The 15,568-nt window shown below is 66.9% G+C and carries 18 protein-coding genes; 9 read left to right on the forward strand and 9 right to left on the reverse strand.

The genetic code is table 11. The annotated features are described in order from the left end of the window. Positions 1-194: 194 nt before the first annotated feature. The 6 genes from WAX14_RS08740 to WAX14_RS08765 all read left to right on the forward strand — a co-directional run bounded on the left by WAX14_RS08740 (position 195) and on the right by WAX14_RS08765 (position 4,155). The gene (locus WAX14_RS08740) at positions 195-392 is read left to right on the forward strand and encodes an antitoxin Phd (protein ID WP_422627692.1); all 198 of its coding nucleotides are present in this window, start codon (positions 195-197) and stop codon (positions 390-392) included. Continuing rightward, complete coding sequence (locus tag WAX14_RS08745; RefSeq protein ID WP_422627693.1) at positions 389-775, forward strand: type II toxin-antitoxin system death-on-curing family toxin; 387 nt, start codon at positions 389-391, stop codon at positions 773-775. The genes WAX14_RS08740 and WAX14_RS08745 overlap by 4 nt, the downstream gene beginning before the upstream one ends. 379 nt (positions 776-1,154) lie before the next feature. Then, complete coding sequence (locus tag WAX14_RS08750; protein ID WP_422627694.1) at positions 1,155-1,709, forward strand: Fic family protein; 555 nt, start codon at positions 1,155-1,157, stop codon at positions 1,707-1,709. Next, positions 1,706-3,070 (forward strand): 4-aminobutyrate--2-oxoglutarate transaminase, encoded by a 1,365-nt coding sequence (gabT, locus tag WAX14_RS08755; protein WP_422627695.1) that lies wholly within the window; start codon positions 1,706-1,708, stop codon positions 3,068-3,070. The genes WAX14_RS08750 and gabT overlap by 4 nt, the downstream gene beginning before the upstream one ends. Positions 3,071-3,173: 103 nt before the next feature. Continuing rightward, complete coding sequence (locus tag WAX14_RS08760) at positions 3,174-3,521, forward strand: hypothetical protein (RefSeq protein ID WP_422627696.1); 348 nt, start codon at positions 3,174-3,176, stop codon at positions 3,519-3,521. Next, the gene (locus WAX14_RS08765) at positions 3,514-4,155 is read left to right on the forward strand and encodes a Dabb family protein (RefSeq protein ID WP_422627697.1); all 642 of its coding nucleotides are present in this window, start codon (positions 3,514-3,516) and stop codon (positions 4,153-4,155) included. Before WAX14_RS08760 ends, WAX14_RS08765 begins: the two co-directional genes overlap by 8 nt. A gap of 39 nt (positions 4,156-4,194) precedes the next feature. Here the strand turns inward: WAX14_RS08765 and WAX14_RS08770 are convergent, their stop codons facing one another. Further along, complete coding sequence (locus tag WAX14_RS08770; RefSeq protein WP_422627698.1) at positions 4,195-5,007, reverse strand: IclR family transcriptional regulator; 813 nt, start codon at positions 5,005-5,007, stop codon at positions 4,195-4,197. 185 nt (positions 5,008-5,192) lie between these two features. Between WAX14_RS08770 and WAX14_RS08775 the strand changes: the two genes are divergently transcribed. Then, positions 5,193-5,795, forward strand: a complete 603-nt coding sequence (locus WAX14_RS08775; protein ID WP_422627700.1) for a TetR/AcrR family transcriptional regulator — start codon at positions 5,193-5,195, stop codon at positions 5,793-5,795. Between the two features lies 1 nt (position 5,796). On the opposite strand, the gene WAX14_RS08780 is transcribed toward WAX14_RS08775, so the two are convergent. From WAX14_RS08780 to WAX14_RS08795, 4 genes are read right to left on the reverse strand one after another with little or no spacing between them, the layout of a single operon-like run. Next, positions 5,797-6,627, reverse strand: a complete 831-nt coding sequence (locus WAX14_RS08780) for a mycofactocin-coupled SDR family oxidoreductase (protein WP_422627701.1) — start codon at positions 6,625-6,627, stop codon at positions 5,797-5,799. 1 nt (position 6,628) lies between these two features. Further along, positions 6,629-7,417 carry a mycofactocin-coupled SDR family oxidoreductase gene (locus WAX14_RS08785; RefSeq protein WP_422627708.1) on the reverse strand — a complete coding sequence of 263 codons (789 nt, stop codon included), beginning with the start codon at positions 7,415-7,417 and terminating at the stop codon, positions 6,629-6,631. Between the two features lie 31 nt (positions 7,418-7,448). Continuing rightward, a complete protein-coding gene (locus WAX14_RS08790; protein WP_422627702.1) occupies positions 7,449-8,822 on the reverse strand; it encodes an MFS transporter in 1,374 nt (457 codons plus the stop codon). Next, positions 8,819-10,429 (reverse strand): flavin-containing monooxygenase, encoded by a 1,611-nt coding sequence (locus WAX14_RS08795; RefSeq protein ID WP_422627703.1) that lies wholly within the window; start codon positions 10,427-10,429, stop codon positions 8,819-8,821. The genes WAX14_RS08790 and WAX14_RS08795 overlap by 4 nt, the downstream gene beginning before the upstream one ends. Before the next feature lie 256 nt (positions 10,430-10,685). On the opposite strand from WAX14_RS08795, the gene WAX14_RS08800 reads away from it, so the two are divergent. Further along, positions 10,686-11,075, forward strand: coding sequence for a nuclear transport factor 2 family protein (locus WAX14_RS08800; RefSeq protein WP_422627709.1), 390 nt, complete (start codon positions 10,686-10,688; stop codon positions 11,073-11,075). Positions 11,076-11,245: 170 nt separating this feature from the next. Next, positions 11,246-12,400, forward strand: a complete 1,155-nt coding sequence (locus tag WAX14_RS08805; protein WP_422627710.1) for an NADH:flavin oxidoreductase — start codon at positions 11,246-11,248, stop codon at positions 12,398-12,400. A 57-nt stretch (positions 12,401-12,457) separates the two neighbouring features. On the opposite strand, the gene WAX14_RS08810 is transcribed toward WAX14_RS08805, so the two are convergent. The 4 genes from WAX14_RS08810 to WAX14_RS08825 form a co-directional block, all read right to left on the reverse strand. Further along, the gene (locus WAX14_RS08810; RefSeq protein WP_422627704.1) at positions 12,458-12,868 is read right to left on the reverse strand and encodes a heat shock protein transcriptional repressor HspR; all 411 of its coding nucleotides are present in this window, start codon (positions 12,866-12,868) and stop codon (positions 12,458-12,460) included. Beyond that, complete coding sequence (gene dnaJ, locus WAX14_RS08815; protein ID WP_422627705.1) at positions 12,868-14,043, reverse strand: molecular chaperone DnaJ; 1,176 nt, start codon at positions 14,041-14,043, stop codon at positions 12,868-12,870. Before dnaJ ends, WAX14_RS08810 begins: the two co-directional genes overlap by 1 nt. A gap of 34 nt (positions 14,044-14,077) precedes the next feature. Then, the gene (gene grpE / locus WAX14_RS08820; protein ID WP_422627706.1) at positions 14,078-14,716 is read right to left on the reverse strand and encodes a nucleotide exchange factor GrpE; all 639 of its coding nucleotides are present in this window, start codon (positions 14,714-14,716) and stop codon (positions 14,078-14,080) included. Beyond that, positions 14,713-15,568: Hsp70 family protein (locus tag WAX14_RS08825; RefSeq protein WP_422627707.1), on the reverse strand; the 856-nt coding region annotated here is incomplete at its 5' end. The genes grpE and WAX14_RS08825, both read right to left, overlap by 4 nt.

Here is a 15,568-nt window from a genome sequence, read left to right on the forward strand (position 1 = left end):
GTTGCGGCAGTACATCGAGCAGCAGGACCGTCCCGTCTAGGCACACTCGGCCCTGGGCGGGCCTCCTGCGCGCGCCTTCACCTCCGCCGTGAACGACGGAGCACTAGCGCGCATATTGGTAGCCGGATCGGGCGATGCGATAGGTACCATCGACGGTACCTGCTTCGGCACCAACACAAGAAAGGGTCACCGCAATGCCATCACTGAACATCACCTTCACTGACGAGGAGCAGAAGGAGCTGCGGGCGGCCGCCGAGCGCGAAAGCGTGTCGCTGAAAACATTCGCGCACGATGCCGTCATCGCCGCTGCGAGCGACCGGAAGCGCCTGCGGGAGAGCTTGCTCGACGACATCTTCGCCAAGTCGGCCGAGCTGAACGAGAGACTCGCTTGATCGCCTACCTCGACCGCGACGACGTTCTCACCGTCGCCGCCAGGGTGCTCGGCGGCGACCCTGGCGTGCGCGACATCGGACTCCTCGATGCCGCAGTTGCCAGACCGCAGAGCACGGTCTTCGGGCTCGACGCATACCGAACCGTCTTCGACAAGGTCGGCGCGCTGCTCCATTCACTCGCACGCAACCACGCACTCGTAGACGGAAACAAGCGCACTGCCTGGGCCTCAGCCTGGCTGTTCCTCGGATACAACGGTGTGTCGTTGACGGCCGGGTTCGACGTCGATGCTGCGGAGGCGTTCATGAACGACGTTGCGATGGGCCTGGACGACATGAGTCGGATCTCAGCGACACTGCGCGAATTCTCCGAACAGCCGAGGTGAAACAACGGGAATCACGCTCGTTGACATGGTCACCGGCCCGCCGCGGTCGGTGCGGATCGTCTCGCCGCCGAGCTGAGCCCGGATCCGGGGTTACGCCGCCGACGTGGCCGCACTGCGTCGGGTCGAGCGTGGCGAATCGACCACCGAGGAAGAGGTAGCCCGCGCGCGCCGAGCTGTTCGCACACCGCGACGGCAGCCGCTAACGCGTGACAAGTCCAGACAACCCTGGTGAGGCCGAGCTCAGTTCCGACGATCAGGAACGGCTCGGCCTCATTCCTGAAATCCGTCAGCCTCATCTCGCCCGAGCAGCATTCGAACGCTACGAGCGACGAGTGGTCGCCCTCGCCATCCACGCCTATAGCCAACGCCACGTCTACCAGTGGACAGGCAGCAGCGCATCGTCGACCTGAGGAAGGCCGACGTGCGGTTCATGCCGGTTCCCCGGCTTGCGGCACGCATGTCGGCGCTCGAGGAGGCAGCCACCACCGTCGCCCGCACCGGTGTCGTCGCGATCGTCGCCGACGTGATCGCGGATCTCGTTGCTGTGCATCCATTTCGGGAAGGCAACGGCCGCACCGTGACAGCACAGTCGGCAGCCCTCGACCGTCGCGCCGGACTGCCGTTCGACCTGCGTGGTATCGACCGGGCCACGTGGATGGGCGCGTCGCGGACAGCGATGGCCGCCGCGGATGATGGTCGGGGTGTGGCAGAGTGGATCCACGTGACCGGGCCCGGACGACCGCGCCTCGTGGAGCGCCGACGATCCGGCCATCACCGCCCCCGCGCACCGCCGCGTCACCTCCACCCCGGCTCGAGGGTCTCCCCGGCCGACCATTCCCACCGCCGCGGGGATTCCGCATCGTGGACGGTGGTGCCGCGACTATCGTCGGCAGATACCACGTGTGCCGCAACCCGACCCCGGGACGTCCCATGACCATCGAATACCGACTGCCCCAGCAGCGCAGTCTCCGCACTCCCCTGCCGGGTCCGCGCTCGGTGGCACTGGCCGAGCGGCGCCGGCTGGCGGTCGGTGCCGGGGTCGGGTCGTCCGTGCCGGTCTACGTTGCCGACGCGGACGGCGGTGTCATCGTCGACGTCGACGGGAACTCGCTGATCGACCTCGGTTCCGGGATCGCCGTCACAAGTGTCGGTGCGTCCGATTCTGCTGTGGCGGAAGCAGTTCGAGAGCAGGCGGGCCGGTTCACCCACACCTGCTTCATGGTCACCCCGTACGAGGGATACATCGAGGTCGCCGAGCGGCTCACGGAGTTGACCCCCGGCGACCATCCCAAGCGCGCGGTGCTGTTCAACAGCGGTGCCGAAGCGGTCGAGAATGCGGTGAAGATCGCCCGCAACGCCACCGGTCGCGACGCCGTCGTCGTGTTCGACCACGCCTACCACGGCCGCACGAACCTGACGATGGCGATGACCGCGAAGAACATGCCGTACAAGAACGGTTTCGGTCCGTTCGCACCCGAGGTGTACCGGATGCCGATGTCCTACCCGTTCCGGGACGGGCTCGGATACGACGGGGCTCCGGTCACCGGCGAACAGGCAGCGCGCCGCGCCATCGACCTCGTCGAGAAGCAGATCGGCGCGGGCAACGTCGCCGCGATCGTGATCGAACCGATCCAAGGCGAGGGCGGATTCATCGTCCCCGCACCCGGATTCCTTCCCGCACTGGCCGGCTGGGCACGCGACAACGGTGTCGTGTTCGTCGCCGATGAGGTGCAGACCGGGTTCGCCCGCACCGGCCGGTGGTTCGCGTGCGAGGACGAAGAGATCGTTCCCGACCTGATGGCACTGGCGAAGGGCATCGCGGGCGGGCTACCGCTCGCGGCGGTCGTCGGGCGCGCCGACCTGGTCGACGTGGTGCATCGCGGCGGACTCGGCGGCACCTACGGCGGAAACCCGGTCGCGTGTGCGGCCGCGCTCGCGACGCTCGACCGTATGCGCGAGTTCGATCTGCCTGCTCGTGCCCGGCACATCGCCGACCTTGCACTGCCGCAATTACAGGTGCTGGCCGACGAACTCGACATCGTCGGGGAGGTGCGCGGGCGCGGGGCGATGCTCGCGATCGAATTCGTGATGCCGGGGGGACGCGATCCCGATCCGGTCGCGACCGCCGCAATCGCCGCGACCGCGCTCGCCCAGGGCGTCGTGCTGCTCACCTGCGGCACGTACGGCAACGTGATCCGGTTGCTGCCGCCGCTGGTGATTCCGGACGAACTGCTTCTCGACGCACTCGATGTGCTCGACGGCGCGGTTCGTGCAGCCGCGGATGCGGCCGGGTGAGATCACGACGAGCACTGTCCGGACCGCGCTGTCCCTCGAAGTTTCCTCCCGTCGAGCGGGAAGAAGTCGCCCGCTGCGATCCACGAAGCCCTACGGTTCCGACATGGCAGGAGAGACGATCTACGTGGTCGACCGTGTGGTCACCAAACCGGGATGTGCTCGCGCATTTGTCGATTCGTACATCGCCGAGTATGTACCGGGGGGACGCGAACGCGGGATGACACTCGACCGGATTCTCGTCAGCCCGCCGATCTGGTCCGACGACCGGGGCAATGTCGTCACCGTCACATGGACCGTCGCGGGTGTCGAGTCGTGGTGGAAGATGACGCGGCGTGGCAGGCGGGACCCCGAAGTGGGCCGCTGGTGGACGACGGTGGACGAACTCGTCAGTGAACGATCGCGCACGATGGCGGCCGGTGCCTCCGACGTGGACGGGCTCGCCGATGTATAACGTGACCAGGGTTGTCCACTTCGATGCCGCTGCCGGCGATGAAGATCGAGTCGCGTACACGAAGAGTCTTCGCGTCGTCACCGAGGGGCTGGGCACCCTTGCGCGTGTCGTTGCTCCGACCCTGCCCGGCGTGATCAACGGTGGGGATGTTCTGGTCCACCTTCGATTCCCGTCCGAGGTCGATGCGGAACACCGCATTGCACACCTCGATACTGCGCTCGCCGCATCGGACGTGGCGCGGGTCGACGGCGTCGAGTATTGCGCTTCCGCAGCGCAATCACGGGAAGGGACCGCCCGCGGCGTGTACCGGGCCCTGCTGCTACGCGTCGATCCCGACACTCCGGCCGAGGTGATCGCCGACTTCGAACGCGATCTGCTCGCGATGCCCCGGTATATTCCGGCGATGGCGTCGTGGCGACTCAGCCGCGTCGCGCGTTCCGTGGGTTCCACCGCATGGTCCCATGTCTGGGAGCAGGAGTTCACCGATCATGCTGCGCTGGCGGGACCCTATCTCGACCATCCTGTCCACTGGAGTGTCGTCGACCGCTGGTTCGATCCGGAATGTCCCGAAGTGATCGTTCGGGATCGGGTGTGCCACACCTTCTGCGCCGTCGAGGAGCCGATCATCACATGACGGATCATCACAAGACGGGGGCCCTCGACGCCGGGCGCTTCAGAGTCCGGCTGCGGCGTAGACCGGGGAGGTTCGGTGAGCGGTGACGGCCTCGCGGCCCTGCACCGGACGCGAACTGCTCTGGGACTTCTGGGGTGTGCGTGCAGTGCTTCGATGGGCAGCATCCCAGATCGCACGGCCGGTCTTGCGGAGCATGGAGACGATCTCCGGTGACCGCATCTGTTCCGCCGGGCCCCACACCGTCAGTGCGGTCGACGCGTAGTCGGGCGGACCGATCTGCACGGCGTACGCGAGGGAATCCCGCACGATGTTGCCGTAGCTGACGCAGTATCCGCGGTCGCGGGCCAGGTGCAGATCCTCGTGCAGGTCCGCCAACGGATCGGTCCCGGAGTGCGACGAGCGCATCTCGACCGGAAGGTGGTCGACCAGTACGTCCTCGGGCAGGCACGCGAGGAGCATCCTGCCTGCCGCCGTCAGGTGTGCGGCCTGGGTGATACCGGGACGCCGCGGCCCCGCCCAGTCGGTCCAGATGCCCTCGGTGTAGACGATGTCGGGGCCGGACAGCGTCCCGAGATACACGCTGGCGCCCGTGGCCCGGCAGAGTCGGTTCATGTACGGCAACGCGACCCGGTGCACAGCGTCCTTGTCGAGTGCGTGACTCCCGATGCCGAACAGGCGCATGCCGACGCGGTATTCGAAACCGTCCCGGTCGAGTGCGCCCAACTCGGACAGTCGCCGCAGCAGACGGTGCACGGACGATCGCGGTACACCGGTGCGGCGCGCGACCTGCGCCAACGTCAACGACTCGCCACCCGCGAAAGCATCGAGGACGGACATGACGCGGTCGACCATGGCGATGGGCGACTCGACTCGATTCGACGACTGCAACGTAGACCTCCAAGATGGCACGATCCGCCTGTTTGGCAGATTATGCCACCATGTGACTACACTCACAAGAGTGGTGATGATCCTCCCAGCTCACCGGACCACACCCCGGGCGTCCCACCACCGCCGATGATCCAGAAAGAACCGAGGCCATGCCGAAGCAGCGAGCGACCACACTGATCGACCGCCGGCACGCGGACGTGCGGTTCACGGTGGCGACGGCAGCCCGAGCCCTGTTCATCGAGAACAACTCGACCTCGGTCACCATCGACGCCATCGCGGCGCGGGCGGGCGTGTCGGTGCGCACCTTCCACCGGCACTTCGCCGCGAAGGTCGATGTCGTGTCCCCATTGTTCGAACGGTCCGCCGCGATCATGGTCGAACGATTCGATTCCTGCCCCGGAGGCCACGACATCGCCGCGGTGATCGTCGGTGCGCTCACCGGTGAGCTCGACGACGACCTCGACGACTGGCGCCGGCTGCTCCAGCTCGTCATGGCCTCGCCCGAGTACCGCCTCCGCTGGGAGTACACCGAGGACCGGCTCATCGACAGTCTTGCCGCCCTCCTCGGCCGTTCCGACATCTACCCCGACGACTCCTTCGTCCGGCGCCTCGTTGCCCAGATGATCTTCACCGTGTCCCGCGCGGCATACATGGAATGGCTCTTCGGTGCCGAGCAGCCCCGCCTCGACGACCTGCGCGCCCTTCTCGTCCGCGGTCTGATACCGCTGATCGACGGGTGGCGCCCCCGGTAGGTCAGCGCTGCGTGCTACCCGCGTCCACGGGAAGCGCCACCGAGGTGATGTACCTGGCTTCGTCGGAGGCCAGGAACAGCGATGCGTTGGCGATGTCGACCGGCTCGACCCAGGGGATCGGCAGCATGTTCATCGCCGTGGCCGCCTCGGCGAATTCCTCGACGGTGGGCTCGTCCCGGTCGGGCCGGAACACCTTGCGCACCGCCGGATTCTGGATCATCGTGGTGTTCACATTGGTGGGATGCACCGTGTTCACGCGGATCCCGTACGGCGCCGCCTCTTTCGACAGCGACCGCATCAAACCCACGACACCGTGCTTGGCCGCGGTGTAGTGCGCCACCCCGACCAATCCCCTCAGTCCCGCAATGGAACTGGTGATGATGATCGACCCTCCCCCACGCGCGATGAGATGCTCCATCGTCGCGGTGCAGGTGTGCCACACGCCGGTCAGGTTGACGTCGATCATCGTCTGCCACGCGGTGTCGTCGAGTTCGAGAGCGCGACCGGACGACGTGATTCCCGCTGTTGCACAGACGATGTCGATGCCACCGAGCGACTCGGCGCCGCGATTCGCCACGTCCCGCAGCGCGTCGAGATCACGCACGTCGGCAACGTACGGATCGGCCTTGCGGCCCAGTGCCCGCACCTGCGACGCGGTCTCCTCGAGATCGTCCCGCGTCGACGGTGGGGTCAGCACCGTCTCGGTCGGTCCGCACAGGTCGACGGCGACGATGTCGGCGCCTTCCTGCGCGAAACGCACGGCCTGGGCCCGCCCGATGCCACGCGCCGCACCCGTGATCAGCGCGACCTTACCTTCCAAACGTCCACTCATGTCATACCTTCTGAGTCAGGCCGGCATCGACGACGAGTTGCGTGCCGGTGATGTAACGGGAGTCGTCGCTCGCCAGGAAGAGCACCGCATTGCTCACGTCCTCCGGATCCACCCACGGCACCGGCAGCAGATTGCGGGACGCCAGCACCGCGGCCGCATCGTCCTCGGTCGGATCCTCCACGTCCGGGCACAAACGCGCGAACACCCGGTCGTTGATGATCATGGGGGTGCGCACCGACCCGGGATGCACCGTGTTGACCCGGATCGACCGGGAACCGAGTTCGTTCGCCAGCGTACGGGCAAGCCCGACCACCGCATGCTTGGCCGCCGAATAGTGCGAGGCGGACGGAATCGCCTTGATACCCGCGGTGGAACTGACGAGAATCACCGATCCGCCGCCCCGGAAATGCGCGACTCCCGCCCGCACGGTGTTCCACGTACCGGTGAGATTCACATCCAGCGACCGCCGCCAGGTCTGCGGTTCGATCGTCCACGAGGGACCGGGAACGTCGTACACACCCGCATTCGCGACGACGACATCCAGGCCCCCGAGCGTCTGCGCTCCCTCATCCACGGCCGCCCGCAGGGCTGCGATGTCCGTGATGTCGGCGGTCGCGGTGACACAGCGCCCGCCGGCTGCCCGGACCGCCTCCGCGGTCGCGTCGAGCTCGTCGTGCGCGCCCTCGAGATCGAGGGCGAGCACGTCGGCCCCGGCCCGAGCCAAGGTCACGCAGTGGCTCCTGCCCATGCCTCCGGCCGCGCCGGTGACCAGCACACGCGAACCCGTCATCTTCTGCACTACAGCACCTTTCCTGTGGTGATCACGCGGAGACCTGTTGGAGCGTCGGTTCCTCCGCCAAGCTGGTTCCTCGGGTCTCCGAGGCCCGCCACGCGGCGATGATGGACACGGCGGCGGCACCGGCGAGGATGAGCGCAAGCGGCGTGCTGGACCCGTCGGAGACCACCAGCAGGCTCGCCGCGATCATCGGGGTGAACCCGGCACCGATGAGGCTCGCCAACTGATACCCCATCGACACGCCCGTGTATCGCACCTCGGTACCGAACATCTCCGAGAGCATCGGGGCCAGCGGCGCGTACATCGCCGACTGCACCACCTGCCCGAACATCAACGCACCGGCCAGCAGCACAATCGATCCCGAGTCGATCATCATGTACAGCGGGAAGGCGTACAGAACCGCGACCGCCGCCCCCGTCAGCGCTACCGTACGTCGTCCGACCCGGTCGGACAGCGCGGAGAACGAGGGGATCGTGATGATCGACACGACCGACATCAGCAGCAGAATCCGCATCACATCCGACTGGCCGTACCCGATGGACGTGGTGTAGGCGAGCGCGTGCGACGTGATCAGGGCGGTCATCGCGAACGGGCCGATTCCCACCGCGCAGGCCAGGATCAGCGCTCGCGGCCTGCGCAGGATCTGCAGTGCCGGAGCCGTCACGTCGTCCGCCTCGACGGCCTTGTCCGCGGCCGCCGCGAACACCGGGCTCTCGACCACACTCATCCGGATGTACAGACCGATCACCAGCAGCAGCGCACTCAGCAGGAAGGGCACCCGCCATCCCCACGAATCGAATGCTTCGCTCGGCAGCAGGGTCGCGAGCATCACCGCGGATGTCGACAGCAGGTATCCGAACGGGGAGCCGAGTTGCATGAGTCCGGTCCAGAAGCCACGCCGGCGCGGATCTGCGTGCTCGGCGACCATCAGTGCCGCGCCGCCCCATTCACCGCCGACGGCCACGCCCTGCACGACCCGGAGCGTCACGAGCAGGATCGGTGCGAGCACCCCGATCTGCTCGTAGGTGGGCAGCACGCCGATACCGAAGCTGGCGACACCCATCATCACCATCGTGATGACCAGCATCTTCTTGCGGCCCAGTTTGTCTCCGTAGTGCCCGAAGATCACCCCGCCGATCGGCCGCGCCACATACCCGGCAGCCAGGGTGCCGAACGCGGCGATGGTGGACACCGCCGAGTTCGACACCGGAAAGAACAACCGGCCCAGCACCAACGCGGCCATCGTGCTGTAGAGCAGGAAGTCGTAGTACTCGATGGTGGTTCCCAGCAGACTCGACAGGGTCACCTTCCGCAACTGCGAGCGGTCGCCAGTCGACGAATCATCCAGCACTTCCTTCGGATTCGGCTCGTTCACCGCACCGGATACGGATGGATTCATGCGTTGCCCTCGAGGACGAATCCCTTGTAGCCCGCACCGGCAACGCCGTCGATGATCCGGCCGTATTCCGCATATCCGCCGATGAACGGCATGAACACCCTGGGCTTGCCGGGGATGTTGGCCCCCAGATACCACGAGTTCGCCGTGGGGAACAGTGTTTTCGATGCCCGCTCGTTCAACTCGGCCACCCACGCGTCCACCGCATCCGGGGATGCTTCGACGGTCACCGCACCCTGGCCGTCGACGTACTCGATGCAGTCGACGATCCAGTCGAGGTGCTGCTCCGATGCGAGCACCATGTTCGCCAGCGGCCCCGGGCTACCGGCACCGTTGACCAGGAACATGTTCGGGAATCCGGACACGCCGAGCCCGAGATAGGTACGAGGCCCCGCGGCCCAGTCGTCGGCCAGGCGCCTGCCGCCGCGTCCACGGATGTCGATCCGGCTCAGCGCACCCGTCATCGCATCGAAACCCGTTGCGAATACCAGGATATCGATGTCGTACTGGCCGTCGGCGGTCGCTATGCCGGTTTCGGTGATCCGGTCGATCGGCGTCCGCTTGAGGTCGACGAGGGTCACATTGTCCCGGTTGAACGTGTCGAAATACCCTGAATCGGTGACGATCCGCTTGGTTCCGATCGGGTGGTCGCCGGGGATCAGTTTCGCTGCCAATTCGGGGTCGGTCACGATCTGCCGGATCTTGTCCTCCCAGTACACGCGCGCGGTATCGTTGGCGGCGAGGTCGGTCAACTGGTCCGGGAACGCCTTGCTGAACAGCACACCACCGCGGTTCCACCACTCGTCGTAGACACGGGTGCGTTCCTCGTCGGTGACGTCGAGCGCACCGTGAGGGTGCGGGGTGAACGGCGAACCCCCGCCACTGAGCTTGGACAGGCGGCGCCGCTCCGCGTAGGTCGACTTGATCTCCCGCATGGCCTCGGTGTCGAACGGCCGGTTCCCCGCGGGGATCGAGTAGTTGGCGGTGCGCTGGAAGACGTAGAGTTGCTCGGCGTCCTCCGCGATCAGCGGAATCGACTGCATCCCCGACGATCCGGTCCCGATCACACCGACCCGCTTGCCGCGGAAGTCGACTCCGTCGTGCGGCCAACTACCGGTGTGGTAAGCCTCACCGCGGAAGTCGTCACGGCCCGGAATGTCGGGCACGTTGGTGGCGGAGAGGCAGCCCGTAGCGAAGATGCAGTATCGGCCGGTGATGACCTCACCGCCGTCGGTACGGACGTGCCACACCTGGCCGGATTCGTCGAATTCTGCGGAGACGACGCGCGTGGAGAACCGGAAGTGCCGGCGCAGACCGAACCTGTCGGCGACGTGATCCAGATAGGCGAGGATCTCCGGCTGCGTCGCGAACCGCTCCGACCAGGTCCATTCCTGCTGCAGATCGTCGTCGAACGAGAACGAGTAGTCGACGCTCTCCACATCGCACCGCGCACCCGGATACCGGTTGTGGTACCACGTACCACCTACTCCCGCAGCGGATTCGATTCCCTGGACGGTCAATCCGCGGCTTCGCAGCGTGTGGACGGCGTACATTCCGGCGACGCCGGCACCGACGACCACCACGTCGACCGATTTTTTGTCTCTATCCACGATGGGACCCCATTTCGAACCCTGCCGATCCATGTCCGACGTGCGGACCGTGCTCCTGCCGAGACAGTAGGAGCACTCCGAACCGGGCCGGAACCTGATTTCCCGGCCAGCGGTCGCCCGGACCGAGGCGGAGTGCTACACATGGCGCGCCGGCGCACACAACCCGCATCCCGCTGCGCGGGACGGTACCGCTCGGATCACAGGCGGCTCCGTACCGTAGCGTTCGAGTCACCCCTGCACACACAACGGGAGCATGATGACCAATTCCGGGACAGCCCCTCGGACGGAACTCATTCGGTCCACCGTGACCGCCTATCTCGCTGCGGTGGCGTCGGGCACTGCCGACACCATCGCCGCCCTGTACACGGAGGATGCCACGGTCGAAGACCCGGTGGGCAGCGAACCGCGTGCCGGACGCGACGCGATCACCGAGTTCTACCGTGCGCTGGAATCGATGAAGACCAGCACCGAACTATTCACGCTGCGCGTGGCCGGTAACGAGGCAGCGTTCTCGTTCCGAGTCGACAGCGAAGCGGCCGGACAGACCTATCGGATCGAACCGATCGACGTGATGACGTTCGACGACGAGGGTCGCATCACCTCGATGCGCGCCTTCTGGTCGCCGGAGGACATGCGCGCACTCTGAGCGCGCGCCACCGACCATCACACTCTCCGTCGAGACCACCGAACACGGGAGCCACCTTGCCCGACCAGACCACACCCAGCCGGACCACACCCAGCCGGACCAAGCCCAGCCGGACCGAGCCCGACCAGACCAAGCCCGACCAGACCAAGCCCGACCGGGTCGTCCCCGACGTGCTCGCTCCGGCCACGCTCGGTCCGATCACACTCCGCAATCGCATCATCAAATCCGCCACCTACGAACACGCCACCCCCGGCGCGCTCGTGTCCGACGACCTCATCGAATTCCACCGACGGCCCGCCGCCGGCGGCGTCGGGATGACCACGGTCGCGTACTGCGCGGTCGCCCCCGAGGGTCGCACCGAGGCCGACCAGATCTGGATGCGCCCCGAAGCAGTACCGGGATTGCGTCGCCTCACCGACGCCATCCACGCCGAGGGCGCGGCCGTCTCGGCCCAGATCGGCCACGCGGGCCCGGTCGCGAACGGCGCCAGCAACGGCGTGCCCGCCCTCGCACCGTCACGGCAATTCAATCCGCTCAGCATGCGTATGGTGCGGGCCGCCACGATCGCGGACATCAACCGCATCCGCGACGCCCATGCGAACGCGGCTCGGCTCGCCGTCGAGTCCGGTTTCGACGCCGTCGAAATCCACTTCGGCCACAACTATTTCGCCAGTTCGTTCCTCAGCCCGAAGATCAACAAGCGCAAGGACGAATACGGCGGGTCGCTCGCGAACCGTGCCCGCATCGTGCGGGAAACCGCACGCACCGTCCGCGACGCGGTGGGCGGGAAGGTCGCGATCCTCGCGAAGCTCAACATGGACGACGGGGTGCCGGGCGGATTCTGGCTCGACGAAGCAATCCAGGTCGCGCAGTGGCTCGAACAGGACGGTTCGCTCGACGCGATCGAGTTGACGATCGGTAGCTCGCTGCTCAACCCCATGTACCTGTTCCGTGGTGACGCGCCGATCCACGAGTTCGCCGCGGTGATGCCCCAGCCGGTGCGTACCGGCGTCAAACTTGTCGGCAAGCAGGTACTCAGGAGCTACCCCTACGAAAGCCTGTTCATGCTCGAGCAGGCCCGCCAGATCCGTGCGGCGGTGGACATGCCGCTGGTGCTGCTCGGCGGCGTCACCGACCGCGCGAGCATGGACACCGCAATGGCGGAAGGCTTCGAATTCGTCGCGATGGCACGGGCTTTGCTGCGCGAGCCCGATCTGATCAACCGGATTGCGGCGGAGCCGGACCGACGTTCGCTGTGCATCCACTGCAACAAGTGCATGCCGACCATCTTCCACCGGACCCACTGCGTGCTCGTCGAGCACTGACACCTCCGGGTGATGGGAACCAGTTCAGATTCGACTGAAGGTTCCCATCACCCGGATTCAGCGGTCGCGCTGGTGGCGCGGTTTCCAGACGACGAGCGCGTTGCTGCGCGGGATCGGGACGAGATCGCGTCGGACACTGCGCAATTGGGTTACCTCCGCGGACAGTTCCGCGACCCGCTGTTGCAGGGCTTCGACATGATTGGTCAACTCGATGATGCGCTTGATCCCGGCCAGGTTGACGCCCTCGTCCTGCGACAGGCGTTGCACCTCACGCAGCAGTTCGACGTCGCGCGGCGAGTACCGGCGACCGCCACCACTGGTGCGGTGCGGGATGACCAGGCCGAGCCGGTCGTAGTTGCGCAGCGTCTGGGCGTGCATTCCGGCCAGTTCCGCCGCCACCGAAATCACATAGACACGCGCATCGGGGTCGCCGGCACGGTCACGCGGCTGCCTCGGTTCCGTCGTCATCAGGCACCTGCCCATCCCTCACGCGGATCGAAGCCACTGCTCTGTTCGGCGTGCAGGAAGATCCGGAGCGCGTCGATCGCCTGATCGTCGAGGTTCTGTGGGATCGCGACCTTCACGGTGACCAGTAGGTCGCCGCTGCCACCACCGCGTTTGGGCACCCCGCGGCCGCGGACACGCAGCACCCGGCCGTCGGCGGTCCCGGCGGGAATCTTCAACCCGACCCGGCCGTCGAGTGTCGGCACGGACACGGTGGCACCGAGAACGAGTTCGCCGTAGCTGACCGGCAGCACGACCGTCAGATTGTCGCCGTCGCGGCCGAACACCTTGTCGGGACGCACGTGCACGGTGACGAACAGATCGCCCGACGGTGCGCCGCGCAGTCCCGCCTCGCCCTGCCCGGCCAGCCGGACCTTGGAGCCGTCCTTGATCCCGGCGGGCACCCGAACGGTGATGGTGCGGGTCCGGTTCTGGATGCCGGTGCCTCGGCAGTCGTGGCACGGATTGTCGATGATCGACCCGGTGCCTCGGCAGTCGTCGCACGGCTCGGAGAAACCGAACGCGCCCTGATTCCGGGAGACGATGCCACTGCCGTTGCAGTTCGGGCACACCCGCGGGCTCGTCCCCGGCTCGGCGCCGCTGCCGTGACAACTGGTGCACGGGGCGGGGCTGGTCAGACGCAGCGGGACGGTCACGCCCTGCACCGCGTCGCGGAAGTCGAGGGTCGTCTCGGATTCGACGTCGCTGCCACGCCGCGGCCGGGTGCGGGTCGCACCGCCGGCACCGCCACCGCGGTTGAACAGGCCACCGAACAGATCGCCGAGATTGCCGTCGGCAGTGGCGCCGCCACCGCCGAACAGGTCGCCGACGTCGAAGTTGGTGCTGGTGAATCCGCCACCGGCACCGGGCTGGAAACCGCCGAACCCGCCGCCACCACCGGACGCGAACAGCCGACGGGTCTCGTCGTACTCCTTGCGTTTGGTGGGGTCCGACAAGATGGCGTTGGCCTCGCTGACCGCCTTGAATCGCTCCTCGGCGGCGGCGTCACCGGGGTTGGCGTCGGGATGCAGATCCCGCGCCAACTTCCGGTACGCCTTCTTGATGTCGTCCTGCGATGCGTCGGAAGAGACGCCCAGGTCCTTGTAGAAGTCCTTCTCGATCCACTCCCGCTGACTCACCGGGCGCCTCCTCCTCTCGCAGTACTGTGTGTTCTTACTCGGTTCCCGAGGTATCCGGCGACTTTTGTGCCGGAGTGTCGTTCGGGTCGCCGTCGGTGACGGTCACCATCGCGTGCCGCAGCACGCGGTCGCCGAGCCGGTACCCCTTACGGAGTACCGCCCCGAGGACCGGGTGGGTGCCGTCGCCTTCCATCTGCACCGCCTCGTGCAGGTCCGGTTCGAACGGATCGCCTTCCGCGCCGAACGCTTCGAGCCCGACACCGGCGAGAATGCCGGTGAGCTTGTCGCTCAGGGCCTTCATCGGTCCGGCCTCGAGGTCGCCGTGGGCGCGGGCCCGATCCAGATCGTCGACCAGGTCGAGGAACTGGCCGACGACCGACGCCTTCGCGCCGTCGATCGCGGCGACCCGCTCCCGCTCGATGCGACGCCGGTAGTTGGCGTACTCGGCGGTGACCCGCTGCAGATCCGCGGTGCGCTCGGCGAGCTCGGCCGTTTCCGGCGACGGCTGGGCCGTCAGTTCGGCTTCGTCCCCCGCAGCGGGAGCCGCCGACTCGGTGTCCACCTCGATGACCTGCGCTTCGGCGTCCGCGTCGCGCACCTCGAAGGTGTCCGGGTCGATCCGTCGCTTGTCGGTGACGGTGACGGGCTCCTGCTCGGGCTTCTCGCCGCTCACTTCTTGTCCGAATCGTTGGGCTCGTCGACGACCTCGGCGTCGACGACGTCGTCGGCACCGGCGGCAGCACCGTCACCGGCGGCAGCGCCGTCGGCGGCCTGCGATTCGTAGATGGCCTGGCCGAGGGCCTGCGACTCGGTCGCGAGCTTCTCGACGGCAGCCTTCACCGCGGCGATGTCCGATCCGGCGAGAGCGTCGTTGGCGTCCTTGACAGCCGCCTCGACCTTCTCCTTGACGTCGGCGGGCACCTTGTCCTCGTTGTCCTTGATGAACTTCTCGGTCTGGTGCACGAGCGACTCGGCCTGGTTGCGAACCTCGGCCTCTTCGCGACGCTGCTTGTCCTCCTCGGCGTGCGCCTCGGCGTCCTTGACCATCCGGTCGATCTCTTCCTTGGACAGGCCGGAGCCTTCCTGGATCTTGATCGTGTTCTCCTTGCCGGTGCCCTTGTCGCGGGCGGTGACATGCACGATGCCGTTGGCATCGATGTCGAAGGTCACCTCGATCTGCGGGACACCGCGCGGAGCCGGGGCGATACCGCCGAGCTCGAAGGAGCCGAGCAGCTTGTTGTGCGCGGCGATCTCACGCTCACCCTGGAAGACCTGGATCTGCACGGACGGCTGGTTGTCGTCGGCCGTGGTGAAGGTCTCGGACCGCTTGGTCGGGATGGTGGTGTTGCGCTCGATGAGCTTGGTCATCACGCCACCCTTGGTTTCGATGCCGAGGGACAGCGGGGTGACGTCGAGGAGCAGCACGTCCTTGACCTCGCCCTTGAGGACACCGGCCTGCAGGGCGGCACCGACGGCGACGACCTCGTCCGGGTTCACGCCCTTGTTGGGTTCGCGGCCACCGGTC

Source organism: Rhodococcus sp. (in: high G+C Gram-positive bacteria), assembly GCF_049299235.1.
GTDB lineage: Bacteria > Actinomycetota > Actinomycetes > Mycobacteriales > Mycobacteriaceae > Rhodococcus.